This is a genomic window from Cellulomonas sp. Leaf395, from assembly GCF_001424125.1.
Lineage (GTDB): Bacteria > Actinomycetota > Actinomycetes > Actinomycetales > Cellulomonadaceae > Cellulomonas.
In genome coordinates, this window is the sequence record NZ_LMQI01000001.1 from 171468 (window position 1) to 191357 (window position 19890).

General features: G+C 72.5%; 19 protein-coding genes. 11 read left to right on the forward strand and 8 right to left on the reverse strand.

Features of this window, described 5'->3' with window-relative positions; genetic code table 11:
* Positions 1 to 15: 15 nt before the first annotated feature.
* Together ASG23_RS00835 and ASG23_RS00840 are read left to right on the forward strand one after the other, a co-directional pair.
* On the forward strand, positions 16 to 1179 hold the full coding sequence (locus ASG23_RS00835; protein WP_056018771.1) for an exonuclease SbcCD subunit D: 1164 nt from the start codon (positions 16 to 18) through the stop codon (positions 1177 to 1179).
* Positions 1179 to 4235, forward strand: a complete 3057-nt coding sequence (locus ASG23_RS00840; RefSeq protein WP_056018774.1) for an AAA family ATPase — start codon at positions 1179 to 1181, stop codon at positions 4233 to 4235. Before ASG23_RS00835 ends, ASG23_RS00840 begins: the two co-directional genes overlap by 1 nt.
* A gap of 24 nt (positions 4236 to 4259) precedes the next feature.
* Here the strand turns inward: ASG23_RS00840 and ASG23_RS00845 are convergent, their stop codons facing one another.
* Both ASG23_RS00845 and ASG23_RS00850 read right to left on the reverse strand, forming a co-directional pair.
* Positions 4260 to 4676, reverse strand: a complete 417-nt coding sequence (locus ASG23_RS00845) for a hypothetical protein (RefSeq protein WP_056018777.1) — start codon at positions 4674 to 4676, stop codon at positions 4260 to 4262.
* A 91-nt stretch (positions 4677 to 4767) separates the two neighbouring features.
* Complete coding sequence (locus ASG23_RS00850) at positions 4768 to 6120, reverse strand: multidrug effflux MFS transporter (protein ID WP_082515637.1); 1353 nt, start codon at positions 6118 to 6120, stop codon at positions 4768 to 4770.
* Positions 6121 to 6241: 121 nt separating this feature from the next.
* Here ASG23_RS00850 and ASG23_RS00855 point away from each other — a divergent pair, with 121 nt between their 5' ends.
* From ASG23_RS00855 to ASG23_RS00870, 4 genes are all read left to right on the forward strand, one after another.
* A complete protein-coding gene (locus tag ASG23_RS00855; RefSeq protein ID WP_235520780.1) occupies positions 6242 to 7573 on the forward strand; it encodes a GmrSD restriction endonuclease domain-containing protein in 1332 nt (443 codons plus the stop codon).
* 82 nt (positions 7574 to 7655) lie between these two features.
* Entirely contained in the window at positions 7656 to 8360 is a 705-nt protein-coding gene (locus ASG23_RS00860; RefSeq protein ID WP_056018780.1) for an LmeA family phospholipid-binding protein, read from the forward strand.
* 55 nt (positions 8361 to 8415) lie between these two features.
* Entirely contained in the window at positions 8416 to 9141 is a 726-nt protein-coding gene (locus ASG23_RS00865) for a M50 family metallopeptidase (RefSeq protein WP_056018782.1), read from the forward strand.
* 81 nt (positions 9142 to 9222) lie between these two features.
* Entirely contained in the window at positions 9223 to 9612 is a 390-nt protein-coding gene (locus ASG23_RS00870) for a RidA family protein (protein WP_056018785.1), read from the forward strand.
* Positions 9613 to 9671: 59 nt separating this feature from the next.
* Here the strand turns inward: ASG23_RS00870 and ASG23_RS00875 are convergent, their stop codons facing one another.
* Positions 9672 to 10382, reverse strand: a complete 711-nt coding sequence (locus ASG23_RS00875; RefSeq protein WP_082515641.1) for an HNH endonuclease family protein — start codon at positions 10380 to 10382, stop codon at positions 9672 to 9674.
* A 147-nt stretch (positions 10383 to 10529) separates the two neighbouring features.
* Between ASG23_RS00875 and ASG23_RS00880 the strand changes: the two genes are divergently transcribed.
* From ASG23_RS00880 to ASG23_RS00890, 3 genes are all read left to right on the forward strand, one after another.
* On the forward strand, positions 10530 to 10967 hold the full coding sequence (locus ASG23_RS00880) for a ribosomal maturation YjgA family protein (RefSeq protein WP_056018788.1): 438 nt from the start codon (positions 10530 to 10532) through the stop codon (positions 10965 to 10967).
* Between the two features lie 27 nt (positions 10968 to 10994).
* A complete protein-coding gene (locus ASG23_RS00885) occupies positions 10995 to 11732 on the forward strand; it encodes an MIP/aquaporin family protein (protein ID WP_056018790.1) in 738 nt (245 codons plus the stop codon).
* Positions 11733 to 11804: 72 nt separating this feature from the next.
* Entirely contained in the window at positions 11805 to 13307 is a 1503-nt protein-coding gene (locus tag ASG23_RS00890) for an APC family permease (RefSeq protein ID WP_056020536.1), read from the forward strand.
* Here ASG23_RS00890 and ASG23_RS00895 read toward each other — a convergent pair.
* Complete coding sequence (locus tag ASG23_RS00895) at positions 13304 to 13738, reverse strand: nitroreductase family deazaflavin-dependent oxidoreductase (RefSeq protein ID WP_056020539.1); 435 nt, start codon at positions 13736 to 13738, stop codon at positions 13304 to 13306. The two genes, ASG23_RS00890 and ASG23_RS00895, sit on opposite strands and share 4 nt — an antisense overlap.
* Before the next feature lie 136 nt (positions 13739 to 13874).
* Here ASG23_RS00895 and ASG23_RS00900 point away from each other — a divergent pair, with 136 nt between their 5' ends.
* The gene (locus tag ASG23_RS00900; protein ID WP_056018793.1) at positions 13875 to 14504 is read left to right on the forward strand and encodes a hypothetical protein; all 630 of its coding nucleotides are present in this window, start codon (positions 13875 to 13877) and stop codon (positions 14502 to 14504) included.
* A gap of 42 nt (positions 14505 to 14546) precedes the next feature.
* Here ASG23_RS00900 and ASG23_RS00905 read toward each other — a convergent pair whose 3' ends face one another.
* Positions 14547 to 14729, reverse strand: a complete 183-nt coding sequence (locus tag ASG23_RS00905) for an antitoxin (protein WP_056018796.1) — start codon at positions 14727 to 14729, stop codon at positions 14547 to 14549.
* Positions 14730 to 14756: 27 nt separating this feature from the next.
* Positions 14757 to 16139, reverse strand: coding sequence for an MFS transporter (locus tag ASG23_RS00910; protein WP_082515643.1), 1383 nt, complete (start codon positions 16137 to 16139; stop codon positions 14757 to 14759).
* A gap of 104 nt (positions 16140 to 16243) precedes the next feature.
* Between ASG23_RS00910 and ASG23_RS00915 the strand changes: the two genes are divergently transcribed.
* The gene (locus tag ASG23_RS00915) at positions 16244 to 17518 is read left to right on the forward strand and encodes an alpha/beta fold hydrolase (protein WP_056018804.1); all 1275 of its coding nucleotides are present in this window, start codon (positions 16244 to 16246) and stop codon (positions 17516 to 17518) included.
* 27 nt (positions 17519 to 17545) lie between these two features.
* On the opposite strand, the gene ASG23_RS00920 is transcribed toward ASG23_RS00915, so the two are convergent.
* Together ASG23_RS00920 and ASG23_RS00925 are read right to left on the reverse strand one after the other, a co-directional pair.
* Complete coding sequence (locus ASG23_RS00920; protein WP_056018807.1) at positions 17546 to 17980, reverse strand: hypothetical protein; 435 nt, start codon at positions 17978 to 17980, stop codon at positions 17546 to 17548.
* 126 nt (positions 17981 to 18106) lie between these two features.
* On the reverse strand, positions 18107 to 19882 hold the full coding sequence (locus tag ASG23_RS00925; protein ID WP_056018810.1) for a carbohydrate-binding domain-containing protein: 1776 nt from the start codon (positions 19880 to 19882) through the stop codon (positions 18107 to 18109).
* Between the last annotated feature and the right edge of the window lie 8 nt (positions 19883 to 19890).

A 19890-nucleotide genomic window follows, 5' to 3' on the forward strand; every position in this document is an offset into this window, starting at 1 on the left:
GTCTACCTTCGCGGCATGCGGTTGTTGCACACGTCTGACTGGCACCTGGGCCGGTCGCTGCACGGGGTCGATCTCCTCGACCACCAGGCGGCGTACCTGGATCACCTGGTCGATGTCGTGCGCGCCGAGCAGGTCGACGCGGTGGTCGTCGCGGGCGATGTGTACGACCGCGCGATCCCGCCCGTCGAGGCGGTGACGCTGCTCTCGGAGACGCTCGCGCGGCTGGCCGAGCACACCACCGTCGTCGTGACGTCCGGCAACCACGACTCCGCGACGCGGCTGGGCTTCGGGTCCGCGCTGATGAGGGACCGGGTCCGGCTCCGGACCCGGGTCGCCGGCCTGGCGGAGCCGGTCGTGCTCCCCGACGACGAGGGCGACGTGCTGGTGTACGGCATCCCGTACCTCGACCCCGACTTCGCGCGCGTCGAGCTGGCCGACGGGCCCGAGTCGCTGGCCCGGTCGCACCAGGCTGTGGCCGCGGCGGCGATGCGTCGGATCCGCGACGACCTGGCTCGGCGGCCCGGCTCCACTCGACAGCGGTCCGTGGTGGCGGCGCACGCGTTCGTCATCGGGGGCGCCCCGACGGACTCCGAGCGGGACATCCGCGTGGGCGGCGTGGACCAGGTCCCGGCCGGGGTGTTCGCCGGGGTGGACTACGTGGCGCTCGGCCACCTGCACGGCCCGCAGACGGTGACCGGTGCCGACGGCACGGTCCTGCGGTACAGCGGCTCGCCGCTCGCCTACTCGTTCTCCGAGCAGCACCACGCCAAGTCGACGGTCCTGGTGGAGCTGTCCGGCGGTCAGGTGCGCACGTCGCTGGTCGCCGCTCCGGTGCCGCGCCGGCTCGCCGACGTGACGGGCACGCTGGAGGAGCTTCTGGGTGCCGCGGGCGCGCCGCACACCGACGCGTGGACGCGGGTGACCGTCACGGATGCGCACCGACCGGACGACCTGTTCCGCCAGGTCAAGCAGCGGTTCCCGCACGCCCTCGTGGTCCACCACCGTCCCGCAGACTCGGCGTCGTCCTCGCGCACGGCCGTCGTCACGGCGGCGCACGACCCACTCGATGTCGCCGCCGACTTCCTCGCGCACGTGACCGGGCACGGGCCGACGCCCGCCGAGGCCGACGTGCTGCGCCACGCCTACGAGGACGTCGCCGCGATGGAGCGGAGCGCCTGATGCACCTGCGCACCCTCACGCTCCAGGCGATCGGGCCGTTCGCCGGACGGCACACCGTCGACTTCGACGCGCTCGGCCAGGCCGGCCTCTTCCTGCTGGAGGGTCCGACGGGCTCCGGCAAGTCGACTCTGATCGACGCCATCGTGTTCGCCCTGTACGGGAAGGTCGCGTCGAGCGAGGCGTCGGAGGACCGGCTGCGCTCGGCGTACGCCGCGGACGACGTCGAGAGCGTGGTCGACCTGGTCTTCGAGGTCCCCGCCGGCATCTACCGCGTCCGACGCACCCCTGCCTACCAGCGTGCGAAGCGGCGGGGCAGCGGCACCACCACGGCGAACGCGTCGGTGAAGGCGTGGCGGCTGCCTGCCGGGACGGACGTCGACCCGGCGATCCTCGACACCGTCGGCGTCCCGCTGGGCAACCGGCTGGACGAGGTCGGCGCCGAGATCCAGAAGGCCGTGGGGCTGGACCGCACGCAGTTCGTCCAGACGATCGTGCTGCCGCAGGGCGAGTTCGCGCACTTCCTGCGCGCCAAGCCCGAGGAGCGGCGCGGGCTGCTGCAGAAGATCTTCGGCACCGAGGTCTACGAACGGCTCGCGCAGCGCCTGGCGGAGATGCGTCGTGAGGGCGACCGCGCGAGCGCGGCAGCGCGGACGGCGCTGTCGTCGGGCACGTCGCGGTTGGTCGGGGCCGCTCAGCTCACCGACGAGGAGGCCACAGAGCTGCGGGCAGCGATCGACGCGGCCGTCGCGCGCGGCGACGGACTGGTGGCCGACGTGCGAGCGGTGGTCGCCGCCCGGACCGACGCGCTCGACGGCCGGGCGACGGCCGCGCGCGCCGCAGCGGTGGTGGCGGACGCGGCCCGCCGGGCAGCACGCACGCACCTCGACGAGTCGACGGCCACCGATGTCCTGCTGCGCCGGCGCACCGCGCTGCGCGCCGAGTGCGCGGCCCTGGCTGCCGCGGCCGACATGAACGCCGAGGCCATCCTGCAGCTCACCACCGCACGGGCCGCCCAGGCCGTTCGGCCGCTGCTGGTCGGCGCCGAGCGCGCCGCCACGATGCTCGAGGCCGCCCGCAAGACGGTGACCGCCGCGCTGGACGGAGCCCCCGAGGACCTCACGACTCCGCCGGACGGCACGGACCTGCGGACGCACGTGCAGGCCGCCGGACGGTCCGCGGCCGTGGATGCGGGCGCGCTCGCGCGGCTGGTGGACGTCGAGGCCGGGCTCGAGTCGCGTCGCCGGGCGGTGCGCCAGACGCGCCACACGGTTGACGACCTGGTCGCCGCGATCGCGACCGACGACCAGTGGCTCGCCACCCGGCCTGCCGCGAGGGCTGCCCTGCTCGCCGAGCTGGAGGCTGCCCGGACGCTGGCCGCTGCGGTCGGGGAGCGGGAGTCGGCGCTGGCGACGGCGATCGAGATCGTCGGTGCGCACAAGGCCCTCGCCGCCGCGGAGCAGACCCTCGCGGAGGCCGGCGCGGCCCGGACCGCCGCCGGTGCCGCCGCCGTGAATGCGCTCGACGTCGAGCGGGACCTGCGCGCCGCCCGGATCGCGGGACTGGCGGGCGAGCTCGCGGACCGGCTCGGCGACGGCGACGCCTGCCCGGTGTGCGGCTCGGTGGAGCATCCCGCCAAGGCCGTCCGCAGTGCCGATCACGTGTCCGCCGAGCAGGTCGAGCGGACCGAGGCCGAGCGCGCCGCCGCGGAGAGCACCCTGCACGCCGCCGCCGAGCGGTGCAGCGTGCTGGAGGAGCGCGTGGGTGCGCTGCGAGCGCGCGTGGGCGACGGCACCGCGCAGGACGCGACGGAACGCTGCGACCAGGCGCGCTCGGCAGTCGCGCAGGCTCGGGCCGCCGAGGCCGACATCGTCCGGCTGGTGCCGGCGCTCGACGGCTTCGACGCGCAGACCCGTATCCGGGAGGCCGAGCGGGCGGACGCGGTCGCGCGCCTCGCGGGGGAGCGGGCGACGCTGGAGGTGACGGCGCTGGACCTCGACGCCGCCGAGGCCGAGGTCGTCGCCGGCCGGGGTGACCACCCGACGGTCGCCGCCCGGCACTCGGAGCTGCTCGCACGGGTTGCCGCGTCGACCACGGTGCTCGACGCGCTGGCGGAGCAGGACGCCGCGCAGGACGAGCTCGGCCGTCGGCAGGACGAGCTGGCCGAGGGACTCGCCGCGCACGGCTTCGGCTCTGTCGACGAGGCGCGTGCCGCTGCGGTCGACGCGGCGGTCCTGGCGGAGCTGGACCGCGTCGTGACCGCGTATGCCGCCCGGCTCGACCGGGCGACCGCCGGACTGGCCGAGCCGGCCGTCGCGGCGCTCGCCGACGACCTGGTGGTCGACCTCGACGCGGCGACGTCCGCGGAGGCCGCTGCGCGGGTGGAGGCGGAGCGGACCGCCGGTGAGGCACGGGTGGCCGAGGATCGCTCGTCGGCAGCCGCGGTCGCCGCCGACGGGGTGATCGCGTCCGCGACCGCCCTCGCCGACGCGCTCGGGACCGCGGGCCCGGTGAGCCGGCTCGCGGACCTGACCGGAGGCGGCGGGGGCGACAACGCACGGAACCTGTCGCTGGCCACGTTCGTGCTGATGCGCCGCTTCGAGGACGTCGTCGCGGCCGCCAACGAGCGGCTGCTCGTCATGTCGGACGGCCGCTTCGAGCTGGTCCGCAGCGACGAGAAGGAGGACGTGCGGGCGCGGAACACCGGCCTGGCCATGCGCGTCATCGACCACCGGACCGAGCAGGCTCGGGACCCTCGCACCCTGTCAGGCGGGGAGACGTTCTACGTGTCCCTCTGCCTGGCGCTCGGCATGGCCGACGTCGTGACGGCGGAGGCGGGCGGGATCGACCTGGGCACCCTGTTCGTCGACGAGGGCTTCGGATCGTTGGACCCGCACACGCTCGACGCGGTGCTCGCCGAGCTCGGCCGCCTGCGCGCGGGTGGCCGGGTGGTCGGGGTGGTGTCGCACGTCGAGGCGCTGAAGCAGTCCATCGCCGACCGGGTCGAGGTCCGCCCGACGGCCGCAGGCCCGAGCACGCTGACGGTGCGCGCGGGCTGACGAGCGTCCTCGCTCAGCTCGTCGTCACCAGGCCCAGCCGCGGGAGGCGAGCTCGACCTCCTCGCGGAACCGCTCGGCGGGGTCGCCCTTCGCGGCAGGCTGGACCTCGACGCCGGCCAGCTGGCACGCCTCGACCAGCAGCTGGTCGTAGGCCAGCTGCGACGCGATGATGCGCTCGGCGCGGGCGAAGGTGCGCGTGTTCAGCTCGAGCGTGCGGACGTGGTCGGCGACGACCCCGAGCCGCTCCTGCACGCGCAGGGTGTCGAACGGGTCGGGCTCGGGCGGCCGCGGCGGCCGGATCCGGGCGGCCAGGTGCTCCAGCCGGGTGGCCAGGAACGTGCGCCATCGCGGCGGCTCGTCGGGCGACGGGAACAGCTGCCAGATCGCTCCGAAGACGAGCGCCGGGACGAACATCACAGCGGCCAGCATGACCCAGCTCATCGTGCGTCCTTCGTCGAGCGCGTACGACTCAGACTAAGTCGCGAATGTGACCTACGCCACATCATTTGCCACCCCGACGGCGGATTTCAGGTCAGCGGTTGAGTGGCGCGCCGGCGGCGACCTGCGACGCCGGCACGCCCGGAACCCGGGCCACGTCCGCGTCTACGACGACGTCGGCATCAGCCACGATGTCCGCCGCCGCGCCGGCTCGCGCAGCCGCCACGACACCCTCGGCCTCGTCGAGAGCACCACGCGCCCACGAGCGTCGGACCGCGACGAGCAGGACCGCGGCGATCACGATGACGCCCGCCATGACGGCCCCCATGCTCACGGCGGTCGGCGTCCCGTTGATGCTGGTGAGCGGTGCGATGAGCGCGCCGAGCCCGAACTGCAGGGCACCGAGCAGGGCAGCGGCCGACCCCGCGCGGTGCGGGTTGGATGCCAGAGCGATGGCCGGTGCGGACGGCAGGACGAAGCCGGCGGTGCCGAGGGTGAGCACCAGCAGGACGGTCACGGGCCAGAACGGAGCACCCAGGAGCGTCGTCGCGAAGAGCGAGAGGCCGAGCACCACGCCGACGGCGACGGCGCCGGAGAGGATCTGCTCGGGGCGGAAGCGGCCGACGAGGGCGCCGTTGATCTGCGAGCCGGCGGTGATCGCGACCGCGCCCGCGGCGAACACCCAGCCGAACTGCTGCGGCGTCAGGCCGTACCCCTCCTGGAACACGAACGTGGACGACGCGACGTAGCTGAACATGGCCGACAGGTAGAACGCCGACATCAGGGCGAGCCCGAGGAACGGCAGGTCGGTGAGCAGGTCGCGGTAGGTGCGCAGCGCGGCGCCCGTCCCACCGGTGCGGCGCAGCTCGACCGGGAGCGACTCCCGCAGCGCGAATGCCGCGACGACAAACAGCACCGCGCCGGTCGCGGCGAGGAACACGAAGATCAGCCGCCACGAGCCGACGAGCAGCAGCTGGGCGCCGATGGTGGGCGCCAGGATCGGAGCGACCCCGACGACGAGCATCAGGCGGGCCATCACCTTGGAGACGGCTAGCCCTTCGAACCTGTCGCGGACCACTGCCAGCGACAGGACCATCCCCGCGGCGGCGGTGAAGCCCTGCACGAACCGCAGGGCGGTGAACGCGGTGATGTTCTGCACGAGCACGAGGCCCACGGAGGTCAGCACGTAGACGACGAGGGAAGCGAGGAGCGGTCGACGGCGGCCGTACGCGTCGGAGACCGAGCCGATGAGCAGCTGTCCGAGCGCAAGGCCGGCGAGCGACGCCGCGATGGTCAGCTGGACGGCGGCGGCGGTGGTGTTCAGGTCGGCGGCGATCTCGGGGAACGCGGCGAGATACGTGTCGAACGTGAACGGGCCGAGCGCCGTGAGCGCCGACAGCAGGAGGACGAAGCCGACGCTCGCACGCGCCACGGGGGTTCGGGCCATGACAGTCCAAGGTTGTGAGACGCAAGCATCTTCCCTGGATGTCCACTCTGTGGGACGGGTCATGGTGCGACCGGGACTTTCGTCCGTCATCCGGTGGCCGCACGGCGCCGATACTCGGGGAGTGACGAGACCGCCGGACGACGACGTGTGGTGGGCCGACCCGACCGACTCCGCCCCCGAGCCTGAGCGACCGCCGGTCCGCTCGACCTGGGGCTGGGCACGGATCGCCGGTGCCGTCGGTCTGGCGCTCGTCGTGCTCTTCGGACTGACCTCCGGCTGGTCCGCCGCGGTCGAGCTCGCCTGCCTGTACGTCGGGGTGACCGCGCTGTACGCGGTGGTCCGGCGCCGGTCGTGGCTCGGGCCGATGCGCCGCGGTGCCGCCGCTGGTCTGCTCGCGGGGTCGCTCGTCGTCCTGACCGTCGTCGCGTCCGTGGCTGTCTCGCCGTCCGCCGACCCGGAAGCCGGACCGACGGCCGCGAGCCCGGCCGCCAGCGCCACCCCGAGCGCCACCCCGACCCCGAGCCTCGAGGATCAGGCGGCGGCACTGCCCGAGCCGGAGCCGACACCGCCCGCCGACGACGCGGTTGTCGCTGCCAGTGCCCAGCCGCAGACCGCCCTGGCCACCGCCGCCCTGCTGCCGGTCAAGGGCCGCGCGCCGAAGACCGGCTACGACCGCGACCTCTACGGCCAGGCGTGGAAGGACGTGGACCGCAACGGCTGCGACACCCGGAACGACATCCTGCGCCGGGACCTCACGGACCAGGTGCTCAAGGACGGTACGAACGGCTGCGTGGTGGCGGCGGGCACGCTGAACGACCCGTACTCGGGGACGCCGATCGCGTTCGTCCGCGGGCAGGACACGTCGTCGGCCGTGCAGATCGACCACGTCGTCGCGCTGTCCGACTCCTGGCAGAAGGGCGCCCAGCAGTGGGACACCGCGAAGCGGGAGGCGTTCGGCAACGACCCGCTGAACCTGCTCGCCGCGGACGGCCCCCTGAACCAGCAGAAGGGCGACGGAGACACGGCGACGTGGCTCCCGCCGAACAAGGCGTTCCGGTGCGCGTACGTCGCGCGCCAGGTCGGGGTGAAGTACACCTACGGGCTCTGGGTCACGCAGGCCGAGCAGGACGCGATGGTCGGAGTGCTGTCGACGTGCCCGGCAGAGCCGCTACCGGCAGGTTCGGCGGTCCCGCCGCTGACGGTGGAGGAGGCGCCGGCGGTCGTGGTCGTGCCGCCGCCCGTCGTCGAACAACCCGCCGCACCGGTCGCTCCCGCGGTCGTGGCTCCGCCTGCTCCGGCACCCGCACCCGCACCCGCCCCCGTCACCGGCCCGTTCGCGAACTGCACCGAAGCGTGGGCGGCGGGCGCCGCACCCGTGTACGTGGGTGACCCCGGGTACGCCACCAAGCTCGACCGCGACCTCGACGGGATCGGGTGCGAGAGGCGCCCCTGACCACCAGGTCCGGTCAGGTGCTGTCGACGTGCCCGGCGGAGCCGCTGCCCGCGGGGTCGTCGCAGCCTCTAGGTTGTGTCCCGTGAGCGCACGCGGAGTGGCCATCGGGGTTCTGAGCACGTGCGTCGTGCTCGTGGCCGGCGCGTTCGTCGCGGACCGGGTGGCGGAGTCGTCGGCCGAGAAGCAGGTGGTCGCCGCGATCGAGGAGAACCTCGAGGTCGTCGGAACCCCGACCGTCGAGCTCGGGGGCTTCCCGTTCCTCACCCAGCTGCTGGCGGGCTCCATCGACGACGTCACGGGCCAGGTCGACGGGGTGACCCTCGACGGGATCGACGCCACCGACGTGACGTTCGACGGGCACGACGTCAGCACGTCGGAGCCGTACACGGTGGGCACCGCGACCATCTCCGCGACGCTGCCGACCGCGTCGATCGAGCAGATCGTCGCCGACCGCTCAGACCTCGAGATCGCCGTCGCGGTCGAGGGGAATGCGCTGACGGCGTCAGGCGAGGTCCTGGGGCTGCGGCTGGCCGCGAACCTGGTGCCCCGCGTCGAGGACGGGACGCTGCTCGTGTCTGTCGAGAACGTGCAGATCGCCGGGCTCACGGTGTCCGTCGACGACCTGCCGAACGCGATCGGCAACCGGCTGACCGACATCGAGATCCCCGTCGAGGGACTCCCGGACGGCCTGGTCCTGTCGGACGCGACCGTCGTGGCGGACGGGGTGCGCATCACCGCTGACGGCACCGACGTGGTCCTGCCCACCGCTGCGCCCCCGGCTGGGTAGGGTCCGTCCTGCCCACCCGGCTGGGTGGACGACGACGGACGAAGGACCCCTGCCCGTGGACTGGATCGGCGACGCCTGGCAGGACATCACCACGCCCCAACCGGTGCCGTCGAGCACCACGGTGCTGCTCACCGCCGCCGGGGTGCTGCTGGTCCTGCTGGTCCCGGCTGCGTGGCACGTGGCACGGCACGGGCTGACGATCGTGCACGAGGCTGCGCACGCGACGGTCGCGGTGCTCGTCGGGCGCCGGCTGTCCGGCATCCGGGTTCACTCGGACACCTCGGGTCTGACCGTCTCGGTGGGCAAGCCCCGGGGTCCGGGCATGGTCGCGACTGTCGCCGCGGGGTACACCGGCCCGGCGCTGCTCGGCCTCGGCGCGGCGTGGCTGCTGTCCCGCGGGTACGCGGTCGCGCTTCTGTGGATCCTGCTCGTCGTCCTGGTCCTCGTGCTGGTGCAGATCCGCAACTGGTACGGCCTGTGGGCGGTGCTCGTGACGGGTGCGCTGCTGGTCGGTGTGACGGTGTGGGGATCGGCGACCGTGCAGAGCGTCGCCGCCTACGCGATGACCTGGTTCCTGCTGCTGGGTGCGCCGCGCGCGGTCCTGGAGATGCAGTCGCAGCGTCGGCGCGGTCGGCGCCGAGGAGCGACGGACACCTCCGACGCAGGCATGCTGGGTCGGTTGACGCACACGCCTGGCGCGCTCTGGGTCGCCATCCTGATGCTCGTCTGCCTGGCCGCGCTGGCGCTGGGTGCGGCGTGGCTGATCGGGCTGCAGGTCTAGCCGTACTGCCCAGCCTCCCCGGTCGCGCGGCGCGCTGAGCAAGACTGGACTCGGTAGTGCTCACCACCGAGAGGCAGCCTCATGACCCGCGAGAAGATCAGCACGCCGGACGCGCCGCAGCCCGCGGGCAACTACTCCCAGGGGATCCGGCTGGGCAACCTGGTGTGGACTGCGGGCTTCGGGCCTCAGGACCCGGTCACCGGCGAGATCCCGGAGTCGGTGGCCGACCAGACGCGTCGGGTGCTCCGGAACGTCGAGGCGACGCTGGCGGAGGCGGGGCTCGACCTGGGCGACGTGGTCAAGACGACGGTCCACCTGGCTGATCTGGCGGACTTCGCCGAGTTCGACGAGGCGTACGGGGAGTTCTTCCCGTACCCGAAGCCCGCGCGGACGACGGTCGGGTCGCAGCTGGCGGGGATCAAGGTGGAGATCGACGTCGTCGCGGGGCGGCTCACGTCCGACGACGACTAGGTGGACGGCCCACGGACGTTGGTCGAACGATCGCCGCAGCAGGGTCGGGAAGCGCAGCGTCAGGGTGGCCTCACCGTAGCGACGACGCACCCGCCCATCGTCCGGTTCATGGCATCGCGTTCCGCCGCGGTGACCCACAGCCCGTACGCCGCCTTCACGCGCACCTGCCGCAGCACGTAGACGCAGCGGTACCCGCGGTGAGGCGGCAACCAGGTGGCTGCGTCGCCGGCTCCCTTCTCCTGGTTGGCGGGTCCGTCCACGGCGAGCAGGTTGGCCGGGTCGTTGGCGAACGCCTCGCGCTGCTCCGCGGTCCACCCCTGGGCGCCCTTCTGCCAGGCGTCCGACAGCGCGACGACGTGGTCGACCTGCACCGCGGCCGAGCCCGGTCCGCGGACGAACGGGATCGGAACACCGGTGTAGGGGTCGTCGAGCGTGCCGCTCAGCACCACGCAGTCCTCGACGACCGTCGCCACCAGGTCCCGGCGCAGGACGTCGTTGCGGGTGTCGCAGCCGTTGCGGTCCACGTCCGCCCACGCCTGCCCGAACCGTTCGCGGGCGTACCCGGTGCTCGGCGCCCGACCGCGGACCGCCAACGAGTCGAGCGCCGCGCGACCGGCCGCGAGATCCTCCGCCGTGACCGCGTACCGTGCGGCGTCTCGCGCCTGGGACCAGGCGGGCGCCCCGGCACCGACCGCGATGCAGAGGACGAGGCCCACGAGCCACGGACCGGGCCGGTGCCGTCTCGGGGCCGGGTGGTCGTCGTGGCGCATGCCGCACGATCGCGCAGATCGGGCGGTGGCCCCCGGCCGCCTGTGCGCAGCGCGGGCTGTGGGCGGCCGAGTCCACTCGACGGCGCGCGCAGCACCTGCACGTTCACGTGACACGACCTCCGCAGACCTCGCCGTACGGTCGACCCTGTGCCCGCCGACGACGCCCCGACCCTCGACGAGCTGACGTCGCCCCGCCCTGCGGAGGCGTCGCGGGGCCCGCTGACGTCTCGGGCGGTGGCGGGGGCTGTCGCGGTCGGGCTCGTCGGCGTCGGGCTCATGGTGTCTCGGCTGGAGCACCCGCTCGCCGATCCCGTCGGCGACGCCGTCTACGCCGCGTTCGTGTACGCGCTGCTCGTCGTGATCGCGCCCCGCGCGCGACCGAGCGCCGTCGCCGTGATCGCGTTCGGCCTCTGCGTCCTGGTCGAGCTCGCGCAGCTCACCGGCATCCCCGCGGCCGTCGTCGACGCGGTCCCCGCGGCCCGGTACGCGCTCGGCACCACGTTCGTCGCCGTCGACCTGGTCGCCTACGCGGCCGGTGTCGGGGCCGCCCTGCTCGTGCGGCGGGGGGCGGCTGTGCGACGCTGACGACCAGGACCGACGAAGCGGGGGCACATGGATCCGTCGTACAGCCTGGCCGTGCGGCTGACCTGCGAGTTCATCGGCACCGCGATCCTCATCATCCTGGGCAACGGCACGGTCGCGAACGTCCACCTCAAGGGGTCGAAGGGGTACCGCGGTGGGTGGTCGCTCATCGCGATGGGCTACGGCTTCGGTGTGATGATCCCCGCGATCATGTTCGGCGGGATCAGCGGCAACATGATCAACCCCGCGTTCACGATCGGGCTGGCCACCTGGGGGCTGTTCCCGTGGTCGGAGGTCGCGCCGTACATCGTGGCGCAGATGCTCGGGGCGATCGCCGGCCAGGTCGCCATCGTCGTCACGCACAAGCCGTACTACGACCAGACGACGGACCCTGAGGACATCCTGGCCACGTTCTCGACCATCAACGCCGCCCACTCGCGCCTGAACGGGTTCCTGTCCGAGCTGCTGGGCTCGGTGGTGCTCTTCTCGTGCGCGCTGGCGATCATCCACTCGCCGCTCACCCAGACCGAGCCCGCCGTCGCGCACCTGGCGCTCGGGTTCCTCGTCTGGGGACTGGTCGCGGGCCTGGGCGGTCCCACCGGCCCGGCGCTGAACCCCGCGCGTGACCTGGGACCGCGCATGGTGCACGCGGTGCTGCCGCTGCGGCACAAGGGGTCGTCGCAGTGGGACTACGCGTGGGTGCCCGTGGCGGCGCCCGTGCTGGGCGGGATCATCGGCGTCGGCGGCTGGTACCTGCTGCTCGGCTGACCATCGAGGTGAGTCAGCAGGTGACGAACCACGGCGTTACCGGCATGCTCGGTCGCGGGGGTGGTGGCGACCATGGCAGGTAGCACCAGCATTTTCCGGCGGAAGTCCGTCGAGGACTCTCTCGAGGAGACCCTGGATCCCGAACGGGCCCTGAAACGCACCCTGACCACGTGGGACCTCATCGTCCTCGGCGTCGCCGTGGCGGTCGGCGCGGGCATCTTCTCCGTCGGCGCCACCGCGGCGGCGAACTACGCGGGTCCGGCCGTCATCGTCTCGTTCATCATCGCGTCCGTCGTGTGCGGGCTGGCCATCATGTGCTACGCCGAGTTCGCCTCGACGCTGCCGGTCGCCGGCTCCGCGTACACGTTCTCCTACGCATCGATGGGGGAGTTCGTCGCCTGGATCATCGGCTGGGACCTCATTTTGGAGATGCTCCTGGGGTCCGCGGTGATCGCGAAGTTCTGGGGCGTGTACCTGTCCGACGCGTTCGGCCTGTTCGGCATCGAGATCCCGACGACGCTCACGCTCGGCGGCGTGGACGTCGAGTGGGGCCCGGTCGTCATCGTCGGCATCTTCACCGCGCTGCTGGCCCTGGGCACCAAGCTCAGCACGCGCGTGAACAGCGTGTTCACCATCATCAAGGTCGCCATCACGATCTTCGTCATCGTCGTCGGCTTCTTCTACGTGAACACCGCGAACTTCTCGCCGTTCGTGCCGCCGTCGCAGCCGGCCCCGGAGCGGACGTCGCTGGAGCAGCCGGTGTTCGCGTTCCTCTTCGGGCTCGAGCCCACCGCGTACGGCGTGATCGGCGTGCTGTCCGGCGCCGCACTGGTGTTCTTCGCGTTCATCGGCTTCGACGTCGTCGCCACGACTGCCGAGGAGACCAAGAACCCGCAGCGGACGGTGCCGCGCGGCATCCTCGGCGGCCTCGCGATCGTGACCGTGCTGTACATCCTGGTGACGATCGTCGTCACGGGGATGGTGTCCTACACGGAGCTCGCGGAGGCCGACACACCCTCGCTGACCACGGCGTTCGTGCTCGTCGGCGCGGACTGGGCGGGTCGCGTGATCTCCGTCGGCATCCTCGTGGGCCTGACGTCCGTGCTCATGGTGCTGCTGCTGGGCCTGACGCGCATCGTCTTCGCGATGAGCCGCGACGGGCTCCTGCCCCGCGCCGCGTCGCGCACGTCGCACAAGTACGGCACCCCGGTCCGGCTGCAGATCGGCGTCGGCATCGTCGTCGCCCTCATCGCCGGACTCTCCGAGGTGGAGCTCCTCGAGGAGATGATCAACATCGGGACGCTGTCGGCGTTCGTGCTGGTCAGCTTCGGCATCCCGATCCTGCGCCGGACGCGCCCCGACCTGCCGCGCGGCTTCCGGGTCCCCTGGTCGCCCGCGCTGCCGATCATCGCGGGCGTGGCCTGCCTGTGGCTCATGGTGAACCTGACCACGCTGACGTGGCTGCGGTTCCTGGCCTGGCTGGTGGCCGGGGTGGTCATCTACTTCGCCTACTCGTACCGGCACTCGGTGGCGGCGAACCCGCACCACGACGCCAGGACGGGCGCCAAGCTCTAGGCCGGCTCCAGCACGAAGACCGGGATCAACCTGTCCGTCTTCTTCTGGTAGCTCTCATACGCCGGCCACACCTCGTTCGCGCGCGCCCACCACTCGTCACGCTCGGCCCCGCTCGCCTCGTGCGCGACGTAGTCCTTCTTCACGGCGCCGTCCTGGAGCTCGACGTGCGGGTGCTCGACGAGGTTGCGGAACCAGGCAGGGTGCTCGGGGGCCCCACCCTTCGAGGCGACGACGGCATACCGGCCGTCGTGCTCGACGCGCATCAGGGCCGTCTTGCGGAGCTTTCCGCTGGTGGCTCCCACGGACGTCAGGACGATCACGGGCTTCCCCTGGAGCGTGTTGGCCTCCTGCCCGTTGCTGCGCTCGAAAGTCTCGGCCTGCTTACGGGCCCACGCGGACGTGCTGGGCGCATACTCTCCGGTCAGTGGCATGACCGATGCAACGACGTCGACGCGGAAGCGCATTCCCGCGCGCACTCAAGCCACGAACCTGAGCAGTCGATGACACACCGCACACGGCGCTCCCCAGCGCCCTCCCAGCCGCGCGCCGGCCACAGATCGGAGCTCCATGAAGTTCAACCCGCCGCCCAACTGGCCGGCTCCGCCTGAGGGCTTCACGCCGGAGCCCGGCTGGACCCCGGACCCGACGCTGCCCGCGCCGCCCCCGGGTTGGCAGCTCTGGGTGGAGGACGACACCGTCCTGCCCGGCGAGACCACCGAGGCCACCCGGCACTACAAGCAGGCCACCACGTCGTTCCTCGTGGGCGTCGGCGTCTTCCTCGCCGGGGCGATCTCGACCATCGTCACGTCGAACTCGAACAGCGGCGTCATCTGGTGGGGCGGCATGATCGTCGGCGCCATCGCGCTGGTGCGTGCGTTCACGGAGTACCGGGCCGCGCGCAAGGGCGGCGCCCCCGACCTCAGCGGGCTCGCCAAGGGCATCGTCGCCGTCGGTGTCGTCGCCGTGCTCGGCACGGGTGTCGGCGCGGCGTCGAGCTTCGTCGCGGCCGAGTCGCTCGAGACCGGCGTGGGCTCCTGCTGGACCGTGGACGAGGACGGGATGGCCGAGGCCGTCGGCTGCGACTCCGAGCACCAGTTCAAGGCGATCTCCGAGGTCAGCACCCCGGAGGAGTGCCCGGACGACCTGTACCTCGAGGCAGACGCCGAGTCCGACGTCCTCTGCCTGCAGGAGGACTGAGACCACGGTGCGCGGCGGTCGCGCTGACCGCCGCGCACCCGGCTACTTCTTCTGCTCGTCCAGGTAGGTCTTGGCCTTCTCGACGACGCTGTCGATCTGGGCGTCCTGGCTGTCGCTCGTCTTCGACTTGACCGCTTCGGCCGCCTTCTCGATGGCGTCCTTGGCCTGGTCCTCGTGGCCGCTGACGGCTGCCTTCGCCTGGTTGACCAGGTCTTCGATGCCCATGATGTCGTCCTCCTCCGTGGTGACGTCTCAGTCTGCGACGTCGTCGACGGGTGCGCCCGGCGAGCTGTGCTCGAGGGTGGTCCGGGGCATGGCGGCCGCAGCGGCCACCGTCGCCAGCGCGACGAGCGCGACCGCGACGAAGGCCACGGTGACCGCGTCGCCGAACTGCTCCGGGTCCTGCGTCGGGGTGTCCCCGTGCATCAGGCCGTTGACCAGCGCTCCGAGCGCCGCGACCCCGACCGCGCTGCCCATGGACCGCGAGAACAGGTTGGCGCCGGTGACCACCCCACGCTCGCTCCAGCCGACGCTCGACTGCGCGGCGATGAGGCTCGGTGACGCGACGAGCCCCAGGCCCGCACCGATGACGAAGCAGGCGAGCCCGACCGCGAGCACCGACGGGTGGGTGGACGCGACGACCAGGCCACCCGCGCCCACCACCACCACCGTGGACCCGATGAGGGCCGTGGTGCGGAAGCCGAACCGCAGGTAGAGCCGGCCCGACTGCGACGCGGAGATGGGCCATCCGATGGTCAGCGTGGCCAGCGTGAGGCCCGAGACCAGCGGCGAGACGCCGAGCAGCGCCTCGAGGAACGTCGGCACGTAGGACGTCAGGCCGATCAGGATGACGCCGACCCCGACCGACACCAGCGACGCGGCGAGCAGCAGCCGGCGTGAGAACACCCACAGCGGCAGCACGGGCTCGTCGGCCCGCTGCTCCACGCCGACGAACGCCACCAGCAGCAGCGTGCCGACGACGAACGCGGCGATGCTCGGCACCGACAGCCACTCCCACGCGTTGCCGCCTTCGAGCAGCGCGAGGATCAGCAGCGTCATGCCTGTGGTCAGCAGGAGGCCGCCGGCCCAGTCGATGCGGTGACGGGTGTGCTCGACCGTCTCGTGCAGGTGCCGGACCAGCAGCCACGCCGCCGCCAGGCACAGCGGGATGTTGACGAAGAAGATCCAGTTCCAGGTCAGGAACTCCGCGAACAGGCCACCGAGCGTGGGACCGACGACCGCCGAGATGCCCCACACGCTAGCGATGTACCCCTGCGCCTTGGCTCGCTCCGCGACCGTGTAGATGTCCCCCGCGATGGTGATGGCTATCGGTTGGATGGCCCCCGCGCCCAGGCCTTGCACCGCGCGGAACGCGATCAGTGCCGGCATGCTCCACGCGAACCCGCACAGGATCGACCCGAGCAGGAACAGGCCGATGCCCAGCAGGATCACCGGCTTGCGGCCGACGGTGTCCGCCAGCTTGGAGTAGATGGGGACGCTCACCGCCTGCGTCAGCAGGTACACGGAGAACAGCCACGGGAAGCTGGCGAAGCCGCCGAGGTCCGCGACGATCGTCGGCACCGCGGTGGCCAGGATGGTCGCGTCGATGGCGACCAGGCCGGTGGTGACCATCATCGCGACGAGGATCGGCCCGCGCTCGGAGCGGAAGCCGACGTCGATGCTCAGGGGTGCCTCCTCGCTGGGGGTGGTTCAGGACCGACCCTAGGCTGGCACGCGTGATGCGCGAGTATGCGATGACCGGGTTCACCGTCCGCGAGCACCGGATCGAGGTGCCCGTTGACTGGTCGGCACCCGAGCGGTTCGGCTCGATCGAGGTGTTCGCCCGCGAGCTGGTGGACCCGGAGAGGGCGTCGGACGACCTGCCGCTGCTGCTGTTCCTCCAGGGTGGACCGGGCGGTCAGGGACCGAGACCGCTGGGCGGTGGCTGGGTCGCCGCGGCGCTCGAGAAGTACCGCGTGATCCTCCTCGACCAGCGCGGGACCGGCCGGTCGTCACCGGTGGACGGGATGCTCATCAGCGGCATCGAGGACGCCGCCGGCTACCTCGCGTGCTTTCGTGCCGACGCGATCGTCGCCGACGCGGAGCACCTCCGCGAGTCGGTGTACGGGGGCCGGCAGTGGGCGACCCTGGGGCAGTCGTACGGCGGGTTCCTCACGCTCACCTACCTGTCGCGGCACCCGTCGGCGCTGACCCGCTGCTTCGTCACCGGGGGGCTGCCGCCCGCGACCGTCGACGCCGAGACCGTCTACGCGGCCACGTTCCGGCGGCAGACGGCACGCAACCGGGAGCTCGCGCGGCTGCACCCGTCGGACGTGCCGCTGCTGGGACGCATCGCTGACCTGCTGGCCGACGGGTCCGTCGTCCTGCCGACCGGCGAGCCCTTCACCGTCGAGCGGCTCCAGCAGCTGGGGCAGCCGCTCGGGATGAGCACGGGGGTCGACGAGCTCCACTGGCTGCTCGACACGGCGCTGACCCCCGCCGGGACGCTGTCCGACGCGTTCCTCGGGTCCGTGGTGCGTGCGACCGGGTTCGACAGCAACCCGCTGTATGCGGTGCTCCAGGAGGTCATCTACCACCAGGGCGCCCGTGAACCGGGATGGGCGGCGCAAGCCGAGCGCGACCGGTGGCCGTCGTTCGACCCGGACGCGCGCCCGCTGCAGCTCACCGGCGAGGCGATCTTCCCGTGGATGTACGAGCAGCACGCCGCCCTGCGGCCGTTCCGCGGTGCCGCCGAGGCGCTGGCGTCCCGGACCGAGTGGCCGGCGCTGTACGACCTGGACGCGCTCGCGGCGAACGAGGTGCCCGTCGCGGCGGTGCAGTACTACGACGACCCGTACGTGGACCTGGACCTCGCGCTGGCGACCCCCGTCGGCAACCTGGACGTCTGGATCACGAACGAGCACCTGCACGACGGGCTCCGCGTCGCCGGCGACACCATCCTGCCGAGGCTGTTCGACCTGGCCGCGGGCAAGTCGCGCGTCACGGGCCGCTGACCTCGCACTCGTCGCGACGTGCCGTCCTCACGCTTCCGGGGTCGGCTCGTGGCCCGGGCGGCCGTGGGTGCGGTTCTCCTCCTTGAGGCGTGCCTCGTAGACGTGGCGACGACCCGCCATGAGCTCGTCCCGGACGCGCTGCTCGGCCGCCTCGAACACCCGGTAGTACTGCTCGTCGTACGCCTCGACCACCTGGAACGTCCATCGGCCCGGCAGCACGTTGCGGCCGACGAGCTCGGCGCGGAGCTCGTCGGCCAGCTCCTGGTGTCCTGCCTCCGCCAGCTGGTCCAGGGCGTCCGCCAGCTCGTTGTCCGCCCGGCCCGTGAGCCGGTGGAACGCGTAGAGCATGCCGCGGGCGTGCTCGACCACCTCGAACGCGGCGGTCAGCGCACCGACGGCGTCAACCGTCTGCTCGGAGGTGCCTGGCGGCTGGCGGTGCTCGTCGTCGCGCTCGTCGGCCATGAGTCGATGGTCGCTGTGCCCACGGCCCCCCGCACGTCGACACCGCCGATGCTGCCGCGGCGAACCCGACATGGGTGTCGTCATCGGGCTCGAGACGGCACCCATATCGGGTTCGGTCGAGCAGGGTCAGGGTCGACGACCCGGGCCGCCGCCAGGGCCGCCGCCCATCCCCCCGCCGCCCATTCCGGAGATCGCCTCGCCGGCTGTCGCCGTCGTCGTGACCGTCGAGCCGGCGCTGTCGCCGGCCTCCGCCAGGCCGCTGACGGTGTCGCCGCTGACCGAACCGCCGGTGGCGGCCGAGTAGGTCTGGCCGGCGACGACGTCCGCCGACGCGTAGACCAGCGACGAGAAGTCCTTGCTGGTCTCGAACGCGGCGATCTCGGTCCCCTCGGCGTCGAGGACGTGGACGACGGTGCCGGCGGCCTGCGTCGAGGCGAAGGTGAACGCGACGAACGACTGCGCGGAGTCGGCGCCGGGGGTCATCGCCATGCCGGACGCGCCTGCCGCCAGCAGCGTGCCACCGGAGACGTCGAACGTGCCGTCCACGTCGAGCGCGCCGTTGCCGTCGTTCGTCGGCCCGTTCACCACGGCCGTGCCGCCGGTCATGGTGAGGAACCCGTTCGCGTCGAGCCCGTCGCCCCGGGAGTCCACGACGATCGTGCCGCCGGTGATCGTGAGCCCGACGTCGGTCCCCGCCGCACGGCCGGGCGCCTGCTCGCCCGTCGCGTCCGGGTCGGAGGCGTTCACGCCGTCGTCGCTGGCCAGGACGTTGATGTCGCCGCCGGCGATCGTGATGAGTCCCGCCTCGAGGCCCTCCACCGACGACGTGACGTCGACCGTCCCGTCGCTGATCTGCAGGGCCTGGTCGCCGTGCACGCCGTCGTCGCCGGCAGCGATCGTCACGGATCCGCCCGCGATGCTGACGACGCCGTCGGACCCGATGCCGTCGTCGGCCGCGTCGACGAGCAGCTCCCCGCCGCCGACCACCACCGAGACCGCCCCCGAGAGGCCCTTGGGGGAGGCGTCGTCGGCGACCGTGGCGTCGTGCCCGTCGCCCGCGACGATGCTCACTGTGCCGTCGGCGAGGATCGCGTCGGTCTGCGCGGCGATGCCGTCGTCCCCGGCGGTGACGTTTGCGGAGCCGCCCGTGATCTCGACGTAGCCGAGGGTCTCGTCCTCGTCGTTGTCGGACTTCAGGCCGTCGCCGCCGGCCGTGATGTCCAGGGTGCCGCCCGTGACCACCAGGTAGTCCTTGCCGCGGATCCCGTCGTCGACGGCGTCGACCGTGATCGTGCCGCCCGCGATGACGAGGCCGTCCTTCGCTGCGATCCCGTCGTTCGCGTTCCCGTCGACCGTCAGGGAACCGTCTCCGGTGATGGTCAGGTCCGTGCTGCTGAACAGCGCCGCGCTCGCCTCGTCGGTCTCGGCGTACGCGGCGGTGTCGGACAGGTGGTTGTCCCCCATCAGCTGGACCACCACCTGGTCGGCGTCGAGCACCTGCAGCGGGCTCGTGGTCGAGCTGGTCACGGAGGCGTCGTCGAGGATCAGGTGGACCACCCCGTCGTCGGTGGTGTTCACGACGACGGAGCCGTCCGTGAGGGCGCCGCTGAGCCGGTAGGTGCCCGCCGCGGTGATCGTGACGGTGCTGCCGTCGACGGTCACGCCGTCGGTCGCGGTCGGGTCGTTGAGGGTGATCGCGACCTCGTCGGCCGACGGCTCGAGATCGACCTCCGACGGGGCCGTGTTCGCATCCCTGGCCTGCTCGACGGTCAGGTCGGCGTCGGTCGTGACGGTGGTCGTGCTCCCGTCGGAGCTGGCGGCGTCAGCCGTGGCCGTGCAGCCGGTCAGCAGGGCCGCGACGAGGGCGGCGGGGACCAGGATCGTCGGGGTGAGGCGTCGCATGAGGTGCT

Bases quoted from the DNA above. Each gene is read 5' to 3' on its own strand.
- ASG23_RS00835 (WP_056018771.1), top strand. From the start codon at position 16: ATGCGGTTGTTGCACACGTCTGACTGGCACCTGGGCCGGTCGCTGCAC.
- ASG23_RS00840 (WP_056018774.1), top strand. From the start codon at position 1,179: ATGCACCTGCGCACCCTCACGCTCCAGGCGATCGGGCCGTTCGCCGGA.
- ASG23_RS00845 (WP_056018777.1), bottom strand. From the start codon at position 4,676: ATGAGCTGGGTCATGCTGGCCGCTGTGATGTTCGTCCCGGCGCTCGTC.
- ASG23_RS00850 (WP_082515637.1), bottom strand. From the start codon at position 6,120: ATGGCCCGAACCCCCGTGGCGCGTGCGAGCGTCGGCTTCGTCCTCCTG.
- ASG23_RS00870 (WP_056018785.1), top strand. From the start codon at position 9,223: ATGACCCGCGAGAAGATCAGCACGCCGGACGCGCCGCAGCCCGCGGGC.
- ASG23_RS00875 (WP_082515641.1), bottom strand. From the start codon at position 10,382: ATGCGCCACGACGACCACCCGGCCCCGAGACGGCACCGGCCCGGTCCG.
- ASG23_RS00885 (WP_056018790.1), top strand. From the start codon at position 10,995: ATGGATCCGTCGTACAGCCTGGCCGTGCGGCTGACCTGCGAGTTCATC.
- ASG23_RS00890 (WP_056020536.1), top strand. From the start codon at position 11,805: ATGGCAGGTAGCACCAGCATTTTCCGGCGGAAGTCCGTCGAGGACTCT.
- ASG23_RS00895 (WP_056020539.1), bottom strand. From the start codon at position 13,738: ATGCCACTGACCGGAGAGTATGCGCCCAGCACGTCCGCGTGGGCCCGT.
- ASG23_RS00900 (WP_056018793.1), top strand. From the start codon at position 13,875: ATGAAGTTCAACCCGCCGCCCAACTGGCCGGCTCCGCCTGAGGGCTTC.
- ASG23_RS00905 (WP_056018796.1), bottom strand. From the start codon at position 14,729: ATGGGCATCGAAGACCTGGTCAACCAGGCGAAGGCAGCCGTCAGCGGC.
- ASG23_RS00910 (WP_082515643.1), bottom strand. From the start codon at position 16,139: ATGATGGTCACCACCGGCCTGGTCGCCATCGACGCGACCATCCTGGCC.
- ASG23_RS00915 (WP_056018804.1), top strand. From the start codon at position 16,244: ATGCGCGAGTATGCGATGACCGGGTTCACCGTCCGCGAGCACCGGATC.
- ASG23_RS00920 (WP_056018807.1), bottom strand. From the start codon at position 17,980: ATGGCCGACGAGCGCGACGACGAGCACCGCCAGCCGCCAGGCACCTCC.
- ASG23_RS00925 (WP_056018810.1), bottom strand. From the start codon at position 19,882: ATGCGACGCCTCACCCCGACGATCCTGGTCCCCGCCGCCCTCGTCGCG.